Here is a 15750-nt window from a genome sequence, read left to right on the forward strand (position 1 = left end):
ATGACCACCGAGCGCGTCACTGCCCGAGTCCTGCTGCTGTTCGGCGACCAAACCGAGATCGTCGCCGACGTCCCGCCGGGGGAGCGCGCCGAGCCGGAGCGCTATCCGGCCGCCGACATCGCCGCCGCCGTCGGCGTGCCGGCCAGCGACCTGCCCGGAGTACGGCTGACGGCCGAGGTCAGCGACAACGGCCGGCTGTCCGATTGGCGGCTGACCTGAGCTGAGCACCGCCCTCGAGGGTCGCCGCGACTACCGCAAGGCCGACGACTGACGCCCTCAGGCACCTGTCCACCGCCCAAACGAGAGGCGAGGATTGGCGCATGGCCAAGAAGAAGCGCACCAAAGCCGCGAAGGCCTACCGGCAGGCCAAGAGACTGCAGGAACGCGTCGCTCAGGAGCAGGCTGTGCTGGCACAGCGAAGGGCGACGGCCCGGCAGCAGGCCGTCGGTGACGGCGTGTCGAAGCCGCCACCAGACAACCCCGTGTCTGTCCGCACCATCCCTTCGGCCGTAGAGAGCGGCCGCCGCCGGCACTGATGGCCGGCCGACCGGCGTAGCTTGGCCGTGAGCCCTCAAGGGGCAGGCGTACCGGGCGGCCGTACACCGCCCGCGTTCCGGGTGGGCCGCGCGATCCCGTGTGCCCGGGATGGACAGAACCCCGGCGCGCCACCAGCTACTCGACGACAGCAGTGGCTTCATCCGTCACAGATCAGACACGAAGCATTCATGTATCCTGCACAAGTTTCTAGGGCGCCTCCACAATGGCCCTTCCGCGCAAAAACCTTGGGGGCAACCGTGGCTTACAACCACAACCCGTACATCAACGCACCCATCACCCCGACCCGCCCGCGCATGTATGGATCGACCGTCGCACGCGTCATCTGGACGCTCGTGCCCGTGGTCAGCGCGACCCTGCTCGCCGCCCTGCCCTTCGTCGTGGCCGCCGTGAAGGGCGTCATCAAGCCCTGGCTGGCCGCGGTGTACGTGATCGCCGAAGTCGCCGTCTTCGTGTTCTCCACAGCCGTATCCGGCAACGACCCGAAGAACTGGGCGGGTCTCCTGCTCGTGCTCCTCATGCTCGTGTCGGCGACGCATACGGCCCTGCTCGACAGCGAGAAGATCCGGGTCGGGAAGTAGCCAGGAGAGAGTGGCGTCATGCCGAGCTACAGCGCCGTACAGAAGGCCGTGTGCGTCGAAAGGTTCCGAATCTGGTTCGCGTGGGCGTGCGGCGGGTTCGTCGGCCTCGGCGTGGCGAACGCAACGAAGGACATCCACATCGTCAGCGTGATCACGCAGGTGCTGTTCGTCGGGCTCGGCATCCTGTCCACCACCGCGGCTGTACGGATGACGAACGCGCTCAACCGCAGAGCCGAGGCCGCCCGCAAGGAAGTCCTCGGCGACCTGTAGCACCAGCGAAAGGACACGCGATGCGGCTGCGTTGGCGCATCCCCCTTCCCGGCCCGTTCTCCATCGGCGGAAGCATCCCGCTGACCGCCGGACGGCGAAGCCAAGGCGGCGGGGCCGGCTGCATCACGGCACCGTTCATGCTGCTGTGGTGGTGCCTGCTCCTCGAAGCATGGGTCGCCTGGTGGATGCTCAAGCCCTTCTACATCCTCGGCGTGCTGGCCCACCGCAAAGTCACCGGGCAACACACGCCGATATGGCGGAGCGGCAGCGGCTGGTGGTGACGGTGGCGAGCAGACTGCAATGTACTGCCTGTGGCCGGCCGGTGAGCGCCAGCCCGGGCCACGAAGTGAGAGCAGCCGCTGGCCACGCGAAGCAGGTCGGCCACGCCTTCAGTTCGTTGGCCCCCTGGTCAGACGGCAGATACAGCCGCACGCGGGACGCACGCGAACGCGAGCCGTCGGCCCTCACACCGGCCGGGTCGCGAAGTGCCCGTCAGCCCCGGCAGGGCAAGTGGCAGGTGCTGCCCCTTCACGTACATGTCCTGGCCGCGTTGGCTGCTGCCGTGATGGCCTTGGTGTTCGGACTTCAGATTGCTGGTGCCCTGGGCGCTCATGACAAGCCGCTTGACTGCTTCCCACGAAACCGACTTTGTGCAAACCACGGGAAGTGAGCACGGCCATGACCACCGAGCGCGTCACCGTCCGTGTCCTGCTGTTGTTCGGCGACAAGGCCGAGATCGTCGCGGACGTCCGGCCGGAGGAGCGCGGCGAGCCGGAGCGCTACCCGGCCGCCGACATCGCTGTGGCCGTCGGCGTTCCCGTGAGCGACCTGCCCGCCTACGGCTGACTGCCGAGGTCGGCGTCGAAGGGCGACTGACCGGCTGGCAGTTCGCCTGACCTGCGACAACGGCCCCAGCGAGCAGTGATCGGTGCAGCGACGCTGACGGGACCGGGGAAAGATTCGATGGCGAAGTTCGACGGAGCAGCGTTTCGGAAAGCTGACTGCGACGAGTCTGTGTGGAATCACGTCAAGTGAATTGGTTCGCGGATTTGGCCTTCGCAGTTTCAAGCCGGGCGCTAGAGTAGGGACATCACGCATCTATGGATGCGTCAGGGTGGGGCCGTACAGTTCGGCGTCACCCAGAGGACGACCCCCCGAGCCACAGTGAGGCAGCAGCGGGGGGCCCGCCCAACGCAGGTCAGTGACCGCGTGTCAGCATCCAGACTAGGAAGGCGGCAAGGATGGAGGCCACCACCCCGGCCGTTACCTGGTCGAGCCAGCGCTGCGCGCGGTCACTGGTCCATCGGACCCTGAACCGCGCACGCACGGCTCGGTAGGCTTCGGCGCACTGGTCACGCGCGTCCGCCCACCTGAATAGCAGCGTCTCGATGAGCCGCCGCAGGTCGCGTACAAGACGCATCCTCATTTCCCCTTCATGCTCCGCGAGCAGTCCGGCGCCCACGGCGCCGCCACGGGACCCTCGCTTGCTAACTCGTGGCACACGAGGGGGAGATGAGCCTGATTGGCAGTATGTCCGACGGTGTCTCTTGGTGTCTCAAGAACCACAGAAGACGGGTAATCATGGGGCCGGTATGCGAGGGGTACGCTGGTGGCGAGCCCCGGGAGGGGCAGGCGTACCAGGCGGCCGTACACCGCCCGCGTTCCGGGTGGGCCGCGCGAGCCTGTGCGCCCAGGAGAGGCAGAACCGCGGTAGGCCGCCCAAGAGCCACATCAACCCACAGGCTTGAACGTCCCGCACTCCTGCGCTCAGATCGGTGCGCTCGTCGGGGTGGGTGGTCTGATCCCCGCGGTGATGGCGTTCTTCGTCCACTGAGCCTCCGCCAACTTGAAATCACAGGTCAAAGGGCTGGCGTGACCGGCTCTCGGGGTGCTCACGCTGGTCGTGGGTGACTGTCTGCGGAGTAGGTCATCTGTCAGTGATTGGCTTGGAGGTCTGTTAGGAAGAGCCGGGCGTCTCGGAGGCGGTCGACGGGCGCCGCAGTGCCCATGGCGCCGACAGCCGAGCGGCATGGATCAGCCCAGCGATGCAGTTGCCGCACGCAGGTCTTCCAGGGCTGCCAGTGCATGTGGCGCGAGCCCTTCTGTGTCATCACGATCGCTTTCAGACCACTGGGCGTATCCCCGCTTGAACGCGAGGACTCCCAGCTCGCCCGCGAGGTGCGCGGTCGGGTCGGGGACGCCGCGGGCGATGAGCGCGGCTGTCATGGCGGCCGCGAGGCCAACGCTCTTGAGGGCGTCGCGCTCTTGTAGTTCGGTGCTGGCTGCCACGGCTGCTTTGAGGCGGGGGCCGAGTTCGCGGTTCGTCGGTCCCATGGCGCTCGATGCGCGCTCGAGACCGGCTGCTACCGCCTGGAGCGGGCTGGCGCTCGCAGGGGCCTCGGTGATGCCGTCGGCGAGCAGCCTGCTGAGCGTCTCCTGGCCGGCGACCAGTAGCTCGCGCTTGTCGGAGAAGTGCCGGAAGAAGGTGCTCTTGGTGACGCCGGCGCGCTCGGCGATCTGCGTCACCGTGGTGGCGTCGTACCCCTGCTCGGTGAACAGGTCGACGGCCGCAACGACGAGTCGCTGGGTCGCCCCCGGTTGCCATCTAGCCATGCGACCAGGATAGGTGATGGGACACCTGTCCCGTCACCGTGTAGGGTCAGTGATGGGACAACAGTCCCATCACTTTCAGGGAGAGCTCATGCATGTCTTCGTCACCGGCGGTACCGGCACCATCGGCTCCGCCGTCGTCGCCGAACTCCTCGGCACCGGCCACACCGTTCTCGCACTGGCTCGCTCGGACGGCTCCGCGCAGGCCCTTGAAAGCGCTGGTGCCAAGGTGCTGCGAGGAGACCTGGCGGACCTCGACGTCCTGCGGTCCGGCGCAGGGCAGTGCGACGGCGTGATCAGTCTGGCGTTCGGACGCGACTACAGCAGTCCGGACGCGCTCGCGCAGGCCATCGCCGAGGAGAGCGCCGCGCTCGCCGCGCTGGGGCAGGAACTCATCGGGAGCAACCGCCCGATCGTCACGGTCTCGGGTACGCCTTGGGTGCCGGGTCGCGCCTCCACCGAGGCCGATCCGCTGCCGACCGACGGACCGGTGGGCGGTCGGGGCCGTTCGGTCAATGCACTGCTGGACCTCGCCTCGCGCGGTGTGCGCAGCATGGCTGTCCGCATGCCGCGCACGGTCCACAACGAGGGCCAGGGCGGATTCGCCGGCCTGTTGACCGATCAAGCGCGCCGCACCGGGGTGGCCGGCTACCCGGGCGACGGCACCCAGCGCTGGCCGGCCGTGCACGCGCTCGACGCAGCCGTCCTGTTCCGGCTGGCCCTTGAGTCCGCACCGGCCGGGACGGCCTGGCACGCCGTCGGCGACGAGGGCGACGCGGTGCGGGACATCGCCACAGTCATCGGCCGGCGACTGGGCCTGCCGGTCGAGGAGGTTCCGCAGGAGAACTTCGGCCCGTTCGGCCCGATCTTCGCCATGGACCAGCCAGCGTCCAGCGCCCACACCCGGGATGCCCTCGGGTGGCAGCCGACCCACTCCAGCCTCCTCGAGGACCTGGAAACCATTCAGCCCTGACGCACACCGGTTCCAGGGCACCGGACGGGGACGGCTCAATGGGTCACTGGCAAAGGGCCGGTATGCCCGGTACCGGGACACTCCAATTCGTCGTGGGCGACTTCCTGCTGAGTAGATCCCTCAGCGGTTGACTTCGAGGTTCGTCAGGACGAGCAGGGCGCGCAGGAGGCGGGTGGCGCGGGCCGGGTGGGTGCGGAGTTTGGTGAGGATCCGCCAGTTCTTGAGGTGGGCGAAGCCGTGTTCGACGGGGGCGCGTCCGGCGGCCAGGACCCGGTTCGCCTCCTTCTGCCCGGCGTTCAGTTTGCGGTAGCGGGTGGCCTTGAAGCCGGTGACGATGACCAGGTCATCGGGGTTGTCGGGCTTGTCCACGCCGAGGAAGCCCAGATCGGCGAGCGCGCCGAGGCTGGCCGCTTTCAGGTGTTCGACGAGATGGTCGTGGCGGGCGGCGGTGGCGTCGTGGGTGCGGCCGGGCCGGGCGGCGGAGATCCAGAGCAGCCGTCCCTTCTCGTCGGTCAGGGCGAGGAAGTGCAGGCCGTGGTGGTGATGTTTACCGGAGAAGTTCTTCCGGTCGTCGCGTCCGGTGCGGCGTTGGGTGGGGATGAGGGTGCCGTCGACCAGGACGACTTCCCCGCCCCGTTTCGCGATCTTCTTCAGGGCCCGGTCCAGACGCGGGGCCCTGGCGGCGAGCAGGTGGATCATCTCGTCGCGCCAGCGGCGGACGGTGGATTCGGCGACGTTGTTGCCGCTGGCCATGTCGGCCAGGCGCTGGTCGTGGCGGAGCACGGCCAGGACGATCACTGCGATCTTCCCCGGTGGCAGGGCCCGCCAGCGGGAACCTATCGATTTCAGGTGTCGCCGCAGCAGGCCGGCGAGGTGGTTGACGGTGCTCGTGGACAGCGGCAGACGACACTGGTAGACAAGGGACACGGTGTCCCCGGCGCGCTCTTCGGTTTTGCTCACGCATTCCCAACGAGCCCCGGGGGCACCGCAGTTACGGCAGCCCCCATCGGCTCGCGCCTCACGATCGGAGGGTGAACCGCCCGTCGGGACGCTTGCGCAGCCAACCTCGGTCGGCCAGCTTGGTCAGTTTCCCGCGCAGCGGCTCCAGCTTGCCCCGTACCCCGGTATCCAGCCCGAGTGCCTCACCGGCCTGGCGGACCGTGACGGGCCCGCCCGTGTCACGCACTGCGGCGAGAATGCGCTGGTACTCCGGTGGGAGCACGGTCTCGGTGACCTGCGGCGCGCGGTGCGGGATCAGCAGCACCGCTTTCCCGCCCAACTGCGCGGCAGCTGGCGCCGCCGCGGCCCGTTCCGCGGCGATCTGCTCGCCCATCCGGGTCAGCACCCGCTCGGCCGCAGCGAGGTCATCGCGTTCGTCCCGTACCTCCGCCAACTGTTTGACCAGCTGTTCTTCCAGATCGTCCAACTCCGCGCGGCGTACTGCGATCCGCTCGGTCACCTCGGGATCCACCATGCGCCGGATCGTAGGGAAGAAGGCGAGGCAGCGGACCGGAACAGGCGAACCGCTCTGCCAGATGATCTACATGCTGGACACTGCCCCACCACCAGCCCGAGCAGCCCCACCCACCATCACACCAGGGCCCGCGACCAGCCAAAATCAAGATGGCGGGGGCCCTGTGTACCGAGCGGGAGCAGGTGGCGCTGGACCTACTCCTGATTTACGCCAGGAGGCAGCACGACCAGCGGCGGGCCCCCACATGTGCCGCTCGTCGTACCCGTCCGTCACTCCTGTAGCACGGCCCGGCCAGTGGTCCGGAAGCCCGGGAACCGATCAGCACCGAGACCGTATTCCCGTCCATCTCGCGTGCGGAATGAAGCCTGTGCCAGGCTCGCGTCCACGGTGCCATATGTCCGGTACGCACGCAGTCTCTTCAGAAGCGGGCGTGCCGACGCGCCTGGCATTCGTCTCTGTCCGAGGACGTCCCGGAGCAGGCACCGGGTGGCCGCGGAGGCATCTGTGCCGGTGCCCGCCCGGGCGGCTCAGCTCAGGCCCAGCTTGGCCAGGGCGGTGGTCCAGTCGCTGGCGATGGCCTGCTGGGCGGCAGCGAGGGTGACCTTGCCGTCGCAGACCGCGGTGTGCAGCTTCGTCTCCACTGGGTCCTTCTTGTTGTTGATGCCGCCGCCGGACTTGTGGCCAGGGTCGGCGGGTTCGACCCACAGGTTGCGCTCGTCGTTGGGGTCGCCCCCGAGCTGGAGGCTGATGAGGTGGTCGTACTCGGCGTCTCCCATGCGGCCGGTGTAGCCGTAGGAGGCAGCGTTCAGCTTCTTCTCCCGGCTGGTGACCGAGACAGGCGGGCGGATGCCGCCGGTGTAGCCGCCCTTGCGGCAGATCGTCGACCTCAGCGTCGCCTGGGTGACTGCCGGAGAGATCGCACCAGGCGTGCACTTGGGATCCGGGAGCGGCTCCCCACCCTGGTAGCGGTAGTGGCAGCTGCCCGCCGGCGGCTGCTGCTGGACGGTGTACGTCTTCTGCGGGCCGGGACCCACCGCGATCGCCTGCCCGGCGCCGCCGCCCGCACCTGTGGCCGATGTCGTGGACGGCGGTGTGCCGCCCAGTGATCCGGCCCCGACGTTGTGGGCTTTGGGCGAGCAGCCCGCCAGGAACAGTCCAGCGAGCAGCACGGACGACGCGGAGCGGATGAAGGATCTCATTACGGCACCTCACACTTGGGCAGTTGCTGAGCAGATGCTGCCCCAGCCGTCTTTCGTCCTACCGCTCGGGGTGCGGCGCGAAGGCGCACAAGTGTCACACGGGGCGGCGCCACGGCGGAGCAGGTGTCATTCCTGCAGGGCTGTCGGGTGTGTAGGTGGAGGGGTAGGTGGTGGTGTACTCCTCCACCAGCATCCCCATCTGCGCCGCGTAGTCGGCCCGGGCTTGCCGGTCGGCCTCGGTGATCTCCGGGTGTACGCCAGGCGCCTGGGGTGAGCGCCACAGTTGGACAAGGTGGCGTTCATCGCGGTCGCCGACGCCCGGTTCGAGGTTGTCCACGTGGCAGTACAGGCGCATCCGCACCCAGTCGCCGCCGCCCGCGGAGGGCGGAATCTCCAGAGGCGGCTCGTGTTCGGGCCAGGCGTCCCAGAAGTCGCTCTGCCTGATGACGGCAAGGCACAGGGCGGGGAAGTCGGCGCGCAAGCTGACCTCCTCGGCGGGTTCCCAGTCGCCGCCCGTCTCGGCCGCCGGTGGGCCGTCGTGGATCTGGACGGTCATCTGCACCGGGCCGGTATCGGTCGTGGGGATCACGACGGCGTTGGCGTCGGTGGCCGGGCCGCACCGCCAGCCGAAGGGCATCTCCTCGGGCCAGGCGTAGTCGTCGTCGAATCCGATGAGGTAGCCGTTTTCGCCAAGGTCGACGGTGAACGTCGCTTCACGGACCAGCATGAGACAAGCCTCCTTCAAAGCAGAAGGGTGCCCCCGGCCCCGTCTCAAGCGGGACAGGGGGCACCCTGGCGGTGGTGAGTGTGGGGCGGGCCAGCAGCGCGATGTCATCGTCGCGGTCGCCGGACCCAGCATGCCGAGGCCCTCGTCGCACAGCGCCTCCAGCGGCGGCGGGTGATTGACGCCCGTGATCCGGGCGGTCACGGCGAGCTTCTCCCGCAGTTGCTCTTTGCCAGTCCAACGTCCCTCAGCCGCGCCCCGGCCCGCCGAGAACGGCGGTCGCCGCGTCCTGACCGACGGCGTGACCCTCGGTACTGCGTTGAGCCTGCACGACGTGCCGGTGTTCTTGGGGCAAGTCGGCCTGGAGGGCTGGGATGAACTGGACGTGCTCGCGCACGCCGAGCTGATCAAGTGGCGGGGCGGCGGCCCGGACGTGCGGCCTACGAGCAGTGACGGCATTCCACGTCGGGTGCTTAGCCTGAGGCGTTGTTGCTGACCCGGCGCTGGCAGTACGGTCATGGAGCGCGGATAGCGACGCGTTCACCAAACTTTGGTGCCGCGAGTAGCCGTGGAGGTGGCGGTGCCTGCTTCTGTGACAGAGACGAGAGGTCCCCCCATGGCCTCATGCTCCCCCTCCGTCCGCGGCACTCGGTTAGCCGCAGGAGAACGGTGGGTGGCAGCCTCCTGGGTGAGCGACCCCAAAGAGAGCCAGTGGAAGGCAGAGTGGCCCGCCGGTGCATCCCCCGTCGCCGGCGGGCCACCAATCAACCACTGACCCTCATCCTGGAAGGCTCGACATGGAAGCTGCCGGGTGGGTGACGGCTACCTTGGCCGGCATCGCGGGAGGCATCTCAGTCCTCGGATACCTCTTCGATCAGGTGCCACCGCTGTCGCAGAAGGCGATCAGGGCCGTCCGCTCTCTCCGCGCCCTTCGCGAGGAAGTGAAGCGAAGCAAGTGATGAACCGGCGTCGTACCGGCCTCGTGCCGGTGCGGCGCCGGTCGTGCGAAGGAGCATGCTTGCTGCACAACGTGGTCCTCCACGCCGTCTGCGACTTGCCTCAACTGATGCAGGGCACAAGCACACCACGGCAGGCCTGGTCGACCGCTACGCGAGGTCAGCGATGGATCTCCGCGCACGGTGTGTCGTCCGCCTGGTTGAACTGAATGCACAACCACGTTCCGTTCTGGAAGCGTCGTCCCTTCAGGTTCCAGTCCACGCTGGAGAACTTCGTCATTCCCGCGGTGATCGGAGTCGCGTCCTTCCATCGGGTGATGTCGGTTCGCTCGCCTTTGTAAACCGTGTAGAGGAGGGCCCGGACACCGGTGCCGTGACCGTCCATCCAGCCGCCCGCCCGCTTCACTGACAAGCCTTTCCCTGTGACGCTCAGCCCCACTTTGCCCTTCTCGATGGTGGCGTCCGCGTGTGCGGGGGCAATCGAGCAGGCTAGAGAGAGGAACACTACGGCGGCGGTCGTCAAGGGCTTCATGGTTCGTCCAAGTGAAAGCGTCATGTGGATAGTTACGGAGTCCGCGTCGGCCTCAGAGCGGACCTACTGGACATCCGGTGCAACGAGTAGCATGCGTGCGAAGCTTCCTTTTGTCACTCGAATCAGTGGAAAGAGCCTTGAGAATGGGCATTATCGTGCGGTAGGTGCGAAGCTCGCGGCATTCATCAGCCTCGGAGCTGAACCAGCAGGAAGGGAGCGCCTGTTGCCTCGTCACCACGTTTCGTTGCTTGCCTCGGTACTGCTAGCTGCACCGCCGCTGGTGTTGTCGGCTCCCGCAGGGGCCGCCGTGCCGGTACGTGCCGCCGGGGTGCCGGTGGTTGCCAAGGGGGAGTTCTGCCGGATCACCGGCTCCTCGGCGACGGTGCGTGCCAGGCCGAGGGCGGGAGCGACGGCGCTCGGCACCACGTATAAGGGAGACACCTGTATCGCGCACGGCTGGGCCGAGGGCGATGGAGCGTGGGTCAAAGTCACGATCAAGCGCACCGGCGTCACTGGCTATGTGCAATCGTCTCGGGTGGCGTGGGGCCAGGAGAGCTTGGTGCGTACCAGCATGTGACCGGCCCACCAAAGCTGCCCCTCGTGCACCATGATCCGCCGGTGCCAGCCGTCACGGATTGAGCTGCGGGGGCTCGATCGGATCTGCGCGGTCTGCATCGAGGGCGGGTCAAAGCGGTTCATTCGGGTGAGAGTGACGGATCGGCCTCGCGGGCGAGGAGCTGGTCGTGGATCTGGCGCGCGCGTCGGGGGCCGATCCGCAGATCGGTACGCAGCTTCCAGACGCTCACCGGTTTCCCGGTCGAGGCACGTGCCGCGTCGTTCAAGGCGAGTGCGCGTGGCCATACGTCGGCGTCTGTCGCTCCGCTGCTGCCCGGTGGGGATGCGGGGGTTGGGGAAGGGCCGTGGATCGTGCGGCCGCCCGTACGAGGTCTGGCGTGGTGGGTGCTGTCGGTGCTGAGGACGCCGGTCGCTGCGGGCTGATGGCCAGATCGGCTATCGGTCGCCATGGCATTGAGCGGATTCAGGACGGTGGCGTTCGAGCCGGGCCGCTCTTTGGTCGATCCGATGGCCATGGTGGGGCGCCCACGGGAAGGCTTCATTGGGTTGGGGGAGTGGGTTGGGTCCATCAGGTCGGTGATGCAGCGTCGGTAGGCGGCGATCGTTTCTGTCAGGCCGATCAGGAGCAGGGCAGGGGTCAGGTGCAGCAGCACGGCGGCCGGATCGGCCTTGTGGGGCCAGCCGATCTGTCCGTCGGGCCACAGGCTCTCCCAGGAGTTCATGAGAGCGGCGGTGCATCCGGCGCCCCAGCGCAGTGTGGTGGACCAGGCTGGCGGGCTGATGCCCCAGGAGGCCAGGCGGGCATCTACGTAGAGGACGCCGGCGAGTGCGGTGCCGATCATGGGGTCGAGGAGGATCGCGATTGGCAGGGGGACGCTGCGGCTGGTGGCGAAGCGGGTGACGTTGACGGTGGTGAAGACCAGGGCGAGGATGCCGACCGCGCACAGGACCCAGGTCATGGACTTGAGCAGGCTGATGGCCTCCCGCGTGTCGATGTGCTTCACGGGGCACCACCTCCTTGTGGCGCCGAGGGACGTGTTGCGCCCTGGAACGACCGAGCGGTGGTGTTCGCGGGACCTTCGCGCACGACAGCTCCGGGATGTGGAGCATCGATGGCCTTGCCGTCCCCGGTATAGAGGGAGACGTGGGTGATGGTGTGCGGGCTCGTGCCGAAGAACAGCAGGTCGCCCGGCGCCAGTTGCGCCCCCTTTAGGAGATGCGGACCGTGGTCGAACTGGGCTTGGGCGACGCGGGGGATGCTGATCCCGGCGGCGTGGTAGGCGGCCTGGGTCAGGCCTGAGCAGTCGAAGCCGCCGTCGGCGGGGCCGTTGCCGCCCCACACGTATGGGGTGCCGAGCTGGGCGTGGGTGAAGGCGACCGCTGTGGCTGCTGCGGCTGTTGGGGCAGGGGTGGCGCTCGCGTACGTGTCGGCGATGCGGAGTACTTGGTTCACGTAGGCGTCGGAGTGGTTGTAGTGCCAGATGGCGCCCCGCAGGTTCTTCCCATGGCGTGCGCCGTTGGCGCAGAGCAGCCGGGCGGCGGCGTAGACGGCGTCGACTGGGTCCCAGGGGGTGGGCGGTGTTTTCCCGCCGGGCGGGACGGGATACGCGTATGACTGGAAGGTGGACGGCAGGAATTGCATCGGCCCCACTGCGCCGGCCGAGGAGGTCATGATGGGGTGGCGCGTGTGGTCAGTCTCAACTTTCCCGATCGCGGCGAGGATCGTCCAGGGCAAGCCCGGGCACTGCGGGGCAGCCTTCTGGTAGAGGGCGAGCATGGAGGCGGGGATGTCCGCCAATGCGTGTGTGCTCGGAGTGGCCGCCATGCTGCCGCCTGACGATAGGCCGCCCAGCAGCGCCGCAAGGATGAGCGCGCCCAGCAGCGGCAGGGCGAGGACCGCGCACCCAATGCCACCGGCAGCCTTGGTGAACAGGGAGCTCAAACGTCCGCCTTGGGCATCGGTGGGAGCGGGGGTACCGGGAGAGTGACGGTGGTGTCGGCGTCCGTCGGCTCGAGATCTGAGGCCGGACCGAGTCTGGTCCAGCGGTCGGCGAGCCGGATGAGGGTGGTGCGGCGGGTGTTCCCGGGATCGAGAGGGCTCCACCAAGGGCCCCAGGGGTTGGAGGTGGTGAAGTCCGCGGACGAGGTCGCGATGTATAGGCCTAGGTCGCGTGCGGGTGCGGCGAGGCGGCGGCGGATGGCTTGGTCGCGGGAGGTGGTGCGGGTGTGGATGAGCAGGGCCGGCCGGGCGTTCGCTGAGGTGGCGAAGGCGGCGTAGCCGGCGAGTTTGGCCTCGACACGCGCGAGGGGCTGGCTGCCGGTGTCGTATTCGAGGAAGAACGGCAGTAGCTGGTCGCCGTCGTGCCAGTGGGCGTAGGCGTCGGGGCGGACGATGTCGCCCCAGCGGCGGGCGCAGGAGCGCTCGGACAGCCACAGCGACAGCGTGGCGCGTGGGGTGGTGCGGCTGTGGGCGGCGAGGTGGGTGAGGAGTTCGTTGACGCCGATGTCGTGGCCGAGGGAGGGGGAGTAGGCGATGCGGCCGGTGTGGGTGGGGCGCCAGCCGAGGTCGGCGGGGTCGCATCCGGTGTGGGCGGCGAGGACGGCGGCGCCGGCGGGGCCGAGGGTGTAGTGCTCGGGGGCGGATCCGGTCTGGGTCAGGGGGCGGAAGGAGTCGAGGACGGCGTGCTGGTGCAGGGTGCGCAGGCGGCGCTGGGCGGAACGCAGCGATGTGAAGGCGAGGCTGGCGATCTGGTGGGTGGTCAGGACGCGGTGTTCGTGGAGCATCCGTGTCAGCCACAGATCTCGGGCGGTGAGGATGCGGGAGAGTGCGGCGACGTCGGTGTGCCGGGAGGGGCGCGGGCGGGTGGTGGCGGCGCGGGCGGTGTAGCGAGATCCGGGGCCGACGGCGGGGCGAGGGAGTGCGGGCATGACGGGTCACCACCGGAAGGAGGACGAGCAAGGGGGTGTGGTTCAGGGGTGGGTGGCGGGGCGGGGGCCGGTGCGGCCGCCGGCTGCCGTGCGCAGGTCTTTGGCCCGGCCGGGCACCGCAGGTGGCAGGGGCCGGGTGGTGAGGGTGAAGGCGGCAGATTCCGCGCCGCCGGTCAGCAGGTGCGCGGCGGCCTGGTAGGGGCCGAGGTGGGCGAGGTCGTGTGCGGTCAGGGTGGGGAGCGTATGCCGCTCCAGGGCGTTTGCGTCTTCGGGGGATGCGTTGAAGAAGATCTTGTTGCGGGCGTTGGCGGAGATGCCTTCGCGCAGGTCGCGGGGGAGTTGGGCGAGGTGCTGGTGGGCCAGCAGCATGGACAGGCGGTAGCCGCGGGCCTCTGCGAGCATGTCTTCCAGCGGATACGGGAGGGTCAGGAAGTTGTGGGCCTCGTCGATGCTGAGGGTGGCGTCGATCCGGGTGTGCTCGGGGGTGCGGGCGCGGGCGGCTGCGGCCTGCCAGGTGCCGGCGACGATGAACGAGCCGAGCAGGCGGGCGGTCTCCTCGCCGAGGGCTCCTTTGGGGAGGCGGGCGAGGAGGATGCCGCCGTCGAGCACGCTGCCGAGGTCGAAGGTGGAGGGGCCGGCGGCAATCGCGCGGCGGGCGAAGTCGCGTAGCAGGAAGGCTCGCAGTTTGTTCATGACGGGGCCGACGACGGCGGCGCGGGACGGTTCGGACATGGACTCGTACCAGGCCCAGAAGCCGCGCAGGACGGGGTCCTTGAGGGCGGGGATGATGCGCAGCCGGTAGGCGCTCTCGCCGAGCAGGCGGGGAACGTCGGCGAGGGTGACCAGTTGGTGGGTGCGCTCGCGGTGTTTGAGGAGGGTCAGGCAGGCGGCGCGCATGACGTCGTCGGTGCGTGGGCCCCAGAAGGCGGTGAAGATGCGGCGGAAGATGCCGGTGATGTTGTCGACGACGACGTCGATGTCCGCGCCGTCGAGGACGTTCAGGCAGGGCGGGGTGTGCGGGTCGTCGGGGTCGATGAGGACGAGGCGGTCGGCGCAGGTGTCCGGGAGGCGGTCCAGCAGGTCGGTGACCAGGTCGCCCTTGGGGTCGATGACGATGACGCCACGATGACTGCGAACGTCGTCCAGGACGAGATTTGCGACCAGGGTGGACTTGCCGGAGCCGGTCGCGCCCATGACATGGAGGTGATGGCGAGCGTCGGCGACTGCGAGCCCCACACCACGGCGGGCCCCGGTGTCCGAGCGGCCCAGGGGCTTGACCCCGTTGCCAGGCTTCGGCTCGGGAACGGACGGCGGTGGAAGGACCGAGCGGGCTCCGGCCCGCTGGAGGCCCGGCGCGTCCGCATCGACGGGCAGGTGCGCGAGGGCCGCAAGTTCCGGCACCGACAGCAGCACCGGCCGGCCGGGCGGGAACTGCCGGGCTGTCAGGTGAGGTTCAAGATGGCGTGCGCGGGTGCGGGCAAAATAGTTGCGGTCGGCGTACAGGCCGAAGGCCGAGGCGAGGGCGTGGGCCCGGCCACGCGCCACATCCTCGGCACGTTCCGCCTTCGGGGAGCAGGTGGACGCGTAGGTGATCACGCACTGCCACTGTGGGCCGGAGAGTTTGGTCGCCGACTGCCGTACCGCGGTGCCGTGTTCAGGATCCTGCTTGCCGGTGGCAGCAGGTTGTGCGCGGTGCAGAAGGAACGCGGCCAGGGCGGGAAGCCGTGCCGGTGTCCGGCCCGCTTTGAGGCGGCGTGCCTGGCGGCGGGCCCGGCGCAGCGCGAGGCCGGTGGCGGGGCGGGCGAGGATCTGGACGCATGCGGATTCGTCCTCGCTCATGCCGGTGGCGGCCTGGAGCAGCGCCCGGAGCGGGTCGGTGGGGTGGTCGGTGCGCAGGGGCAGGATGTCGGGGCGGGCTGTGCGCAGTCGCCCCGCGGTCACCACATGCCCCATCGGCAGCAGAGGCCGGGGTTCGGTGACGCGGGTGTGGGAGCCGGGCCAGGCGGCTTCCACCGCACGGCGCACCAGACCGAGCGGCACCGTGCCCGGGACCCAGAGGCGGATGGCCAGTGCGGTGGGGTACCAGGTGTATTCGAAGGCCAGATGCGGCTGGCCAGTGGTGATCCGCCGCCACCACGGGCGCAGCAGCCCGGACAGCTGCGCCCACAGCACTTCCCCGCCCTTGGCAGCGACCTGGGGTGGAGCGAGGACATCCACCAGGCGGGCACCGTCGGCGAAGCGCTGCTGCCGTGAGCGCAGCAGGCGGCGCCAGGCGGCACGCCCACACACCGTGGAGACGAGGACCGCAGGGACCAAGACGGGGGCACACGCGGCACACCAGTCCACGGCCGCCGAAAGCGAGGTGATACCGA

At 69.0% G+C, this 15750-nt stretch carries 18 protein-coding genes; 8 read left to right on the top strand and 10 right to left on the bottom strand.

Translation table 11 applies throughout. The annotated features are described in order from the left end of the window. The 6 genes from ACFYZJ_RS34905 (at position 1) to ACFYZJ_RS34930 (ending at position 2252) form a co-directional block, all read left to right on the top strand. A complete protein-coding gene (locus ACFYZJ_RS34905) occupies positions 1 to 219 on the top strand; it encodes a hypothetical protein (protein WP_388575143.1) in 219 nt (72 codons plus the stop codon). A gap of 101 nt (positions 220 to 320) precedes the next feature. After that, positions 321 to 536, top strand: coding sequence for a hypothetical protein (locus ACFYZJ_RS34910; protein WP_388575146.1), 216 nt, complete (start codon positions 321 to 323; stop codon positions 534 to 536). A gap of 258 nt (positions 537 to 794) precedes the next feature. Next, positions 795 to 1136 (top strand): hypothetical protein, encoded by a 342-nt coding sequence (locus ACFYZJ_RS34915; protein WP_388575149.1) that lies wholly within the window; start codon positions 795 to 797, stop codon positions 1134 to 1136. Positions 1137 to 1154: 18 nt separating this feature from the next. Next, positions 1155 to 1406, top strand: a complete 252-nt coding sequence (locus ACFYZJ_RS34920) for a hypothetical protein (RefSeq protein ID WP_388575151.1) — start codon at positions 1155 to 1157, stop codon at positions 1404 to 1406. 20 nt (positions 1407 to 1426) lie between these two features. After that, entirely contained in the window at positions 1427 to 1687 is a 261-nt protein-coding gene (locus ACFYZJ_RS34925) for a hypothetical protein (protein WP_388575153.1), read from the top strand. Positions 1688 to 2084: 397 nt separating this feature from the next. Continuing rightward, positions 2085 to 2252: a hypothetical protein gene (locus ACFYZJ_RS34930; RefSeq protein ID WP_388575156.1), complete on the top strand. Its 168-nt coding sequence runs from the start codon at positions 2085 to 2087 to the stop codon at positions 2250 to 2252. Positions 2253 to 3440: 1188 nt separating this feature from the next. On the opposite strand, the gene ACFYZJ_RS34935 is transcribed toward ACFYZJ_RS34930, so the two are convergent. Continuing rightward, entirely contained in the window at positions 3441 to 4019 is a 579-nt protein-coding gene (locus ACFYZJ_RS34935; protein ID WP_388575159.1) for a TetR/AcrR family transcriptional regulator, read from the bottom strand. Positions 4020 to 4107: 88 nt separating this feature from the next. On the opposite strand from ACFYZJ_RS34935, the gene ACFYZJ_RS34940 reads away from it, so the two are divergent. Then, positions 4108 to 4989: an SDR family oxidoreductase gene (locus ACFYZJ_RS34940; protein ID WP_388575162.1), complete on the top strand. Its 882-nt coding sequence runs from the start codon at positions 4108 to 4110 to the stop codon at positions 4987 to 4989. 120 nt (positions 4990 to 5109) lie between these two features. On the opposite strand, the gene ACFYZJ_RS34945 is transcribed toward ACFYZJ_RS34940, so the two are convergent. From ACFYZJ_RS34945 to ACFYZJ_RS34965, 5 genes are all read right to left on the bottom strand, one after another. Continuing rightward, positions 5110 to 5949 (bottom strand): transposase family protein, encoded by an 840-nt coding sequence (locus ACFYZJ_RS34945; RefSeq protein WP_388575164.1) that lies wholly within the window; start codon positions 5947 to 5949, stop codon positions 5110 to 5112. Positions 5950 to 6007: 58 nt separating this feature from the next. Then, positions 6008 to 6463, bottom strand: a complete 456-nt coding sequence (locus tag ACFYZJ_RS34950) for a hypothetical protein (RefSeq protein WP_388575167.1) — start codon at positions 6461 to 6463, stop codon at positions 6008 to 6010. 527 nt (positions 6464 to 6990) lie between these two features. Further along, positions 6991 to 7662: a hypothetical protein gene (locus ACFYZJ_RS34955; RefSeq protein WP_388575169.1), complete on the bottom strand. Its 672-nt coding sequence runs from the start codon at positions 7660 to 7662 to the stop codon at positions 6991 to 6993. Between the two features lie 94 nt (positions 7663 to 7756). Continuing rightward, complete coding sequence (locus ACFYZJ_RS34960) at positions 7757 to 8389, bottom strand: hypothetical protein (RefSeq protein ID WP_388575171.1); 633 nt, start codon at positions 8387 to 8389, stop codon at positions 7757 to 7759. A gap of 1113 nt (positions 8390 to 9502) precedes the next feature. Continuing rightward, entirely contained in the window at positions 9503 to 9865 is a 363-nt protein-coding gene (locus tag ACFYZJ_RS34965; RefSeq protein WP_388575174.1) for a hypothetical protein, read from the bottom strand. Between the two features lie 100 nt (positions 9866 to 9965). Between ACFYZJ_RS34965 and ACFYZJ_RS34970 the strand changes: the two genes are divergently transcribed. Beyond that, positions 9966 to 10451 carry an SH3 domain-containing protein gene (locus ACFYZJ_RS34970; RefSeq protein ID WP_388575177.1) on the top strand — a complete coding sequence of 162 codons (486 nt, stop codon included), beginning with the start codon at positions 9966 to 9968 and terminating at the stop codon, positions 10449 to 10451. Positions 10452 to 10569: 118 nt separating this feature from the next. Here the strand turns inward: ACFYZJ_RS34970 and ACFYZJ_RS34975 are convergent, their stop codons facing one another. From ACFYZJ_RS34975 to ACFYZJ_RS34990, 4 genes are read right to left on the bottom strand one after another with little or no spacing between them, the layout of a single operon-like run. Beyond that, positions 10570 to 11454, bottom strand: a complete 885-nt coding sequence (locus ACFYZJ_RS34975) for an extensin (protein ID WP_388575180.1) — start codon at positions 11452 to 11454, stop codon at positions 10570 to 10572. Beyond that, a complete protein-coding gene (locus tag ACFYZJ_RS34980; protein ID WP_388575183.1) occupies positions 11451 to 12392 on the bottom strand; it encodes an NlpC/P60 family protein in 942 nt (313 codons plus the stop codon). The genes ACFYZJ_RS34975 and ACFYZJ_RS34980 overlap by 4 nt, the downstream gene beginning before the upstream one ends. After that, positions 12389 to 13378, bottom strand: a complete 990-nt coding sequence (locus tag ACFYZJ_RS34985) for a replication-relaxation family protein (RefSeq protein ID WP_388575186.1) — start codon at positions 13376 to 13378, stop codon at positions 12389 to 12391. Before ACFYZJ_RS34985 ends, ACFYZJ_RS34980 begins: the two co-directional genes overlap by 4 nt. Positions 13379 to 13420: 42 nt before the next feature. After that, complete coding sequence (locus ACFYZJ_RS34990) at positions 13421 to 15694, bottom strand: type IV secretory system conjugative DNA transfer family protein (RefSeq protein ID WP_388575189.1); 2274 nt, start codon at positions 15692 to 15694, stop codon at positions 13421 to 13423. Positions 15695 to 15750 lie beyond the last annotated feature (56 nt).

The organism is Streptomyces sp. NPDC001848 (genome assembly GCF_042891915.1).
In the GTDB taxonomy this organism is placed as follows: domain Bacteria; phylum Actinomycetota; class Actinomycetes; order Streptomycetales; family Streptomycetaceae; genus Streptomyces.

What these genes read in the sequence shown, in the direction of transcription:
- ACFYZJ_RS34905 (WP_388575143.1), top strand. Translation starts at nt 1, where the DNA reads ATGACCACCGAGCGCGTCACTGCCCGAGTCCTGCTGCTGTTCGGCGAC.
- ACFYZJ_RS34910 (WP_388575146.1), top strand. Translation starts at nt 321, where the DNA reads ATGGCCAAGAAGAAGCGCACCAAAGCCGCGAAGGCCTACCGGCAGGCC.
- ACFYZJ_RS34920 (WP_388575151.1), top strand. Translation starts at nt 1,155, where the DNA reads ATGCCGAGCTACAGCGCCGTACAGAAGGCCGTGTGCGTCGAAAGGTTC.
- ACFYZJ_RS34925 (WP_388575153.1), top strand. Translation starts at nt 1,427, where the DNA reads ATGCGGCTGCGTTGGCGCATCCCCCTTCCCGGCCCGTTCTCCATCGGC.
- ACFYZJ_RS34930 (WP_388575156.1), top strand. Translation starts at nt 2,085, where the DNA reads ATGACCACCGAGCGCGTCACCGTCCGTGTCCTGCTGTTGTTCGGCGAC.
- ACFYZJ_RS34935 (WP_388575159.1), bottom strand. Translation starts at nt 4,019, where the DNA reads ATGGCTAGATGGCAACCGGGGGCGACCCAGCGACTCGTCGTTGCGGCC.
- ACFYZJ_RS34940 (WP_388575162.1), top strand. Translation starts at nt 4,108, where the DNA reads ATGCATGTCTTCGTCACCGGCGGTACCGGCACCATCGGCTCCGCCGTC.
- ACFYZJ_RS34950 (WP_388575167.1), bottom strand. Translation starts at nt 6,463, where the DNA reads ATGGTGGATCCCGAGGTGACCGAGCGGATCGCAGTACGCCGCGCGGAG.
- ACFYZJ_RS34955 (WP_388575169.1), bottom strand. Translation starts at nt 7,662, where the DNA reads ATGAGATCCTTCATCCGCTCCGCGTCGTCCGTGCTGCTCGCTGGACTG.
- ACFYZJ_RS34960 (WP_388575171.1), bottom strand. Translation starts at nt 8,389, where the DNA reads ATGCTGGTCCGTGAAGCGACGTTCACCGTCGACCTTGGCGAAAACGGC.
- ACFYZJ_RS34970 (WP_388575177.1), top strand. Translation starts at nt 9,966, where the DNA reads ATGCGTGCGAAGCTTCCTTTTGTCACTCGAATCAGTGGAAAGAGCCTT.
- ACFYZJ_RS34985 (WP_388575186.1), bottom strand. Translation starts at nt 13,378, where the DNA reads ATGCCCGCACTCCCTCGCCCCGCCGTCGGCCCCGGATCTCGCTACACC.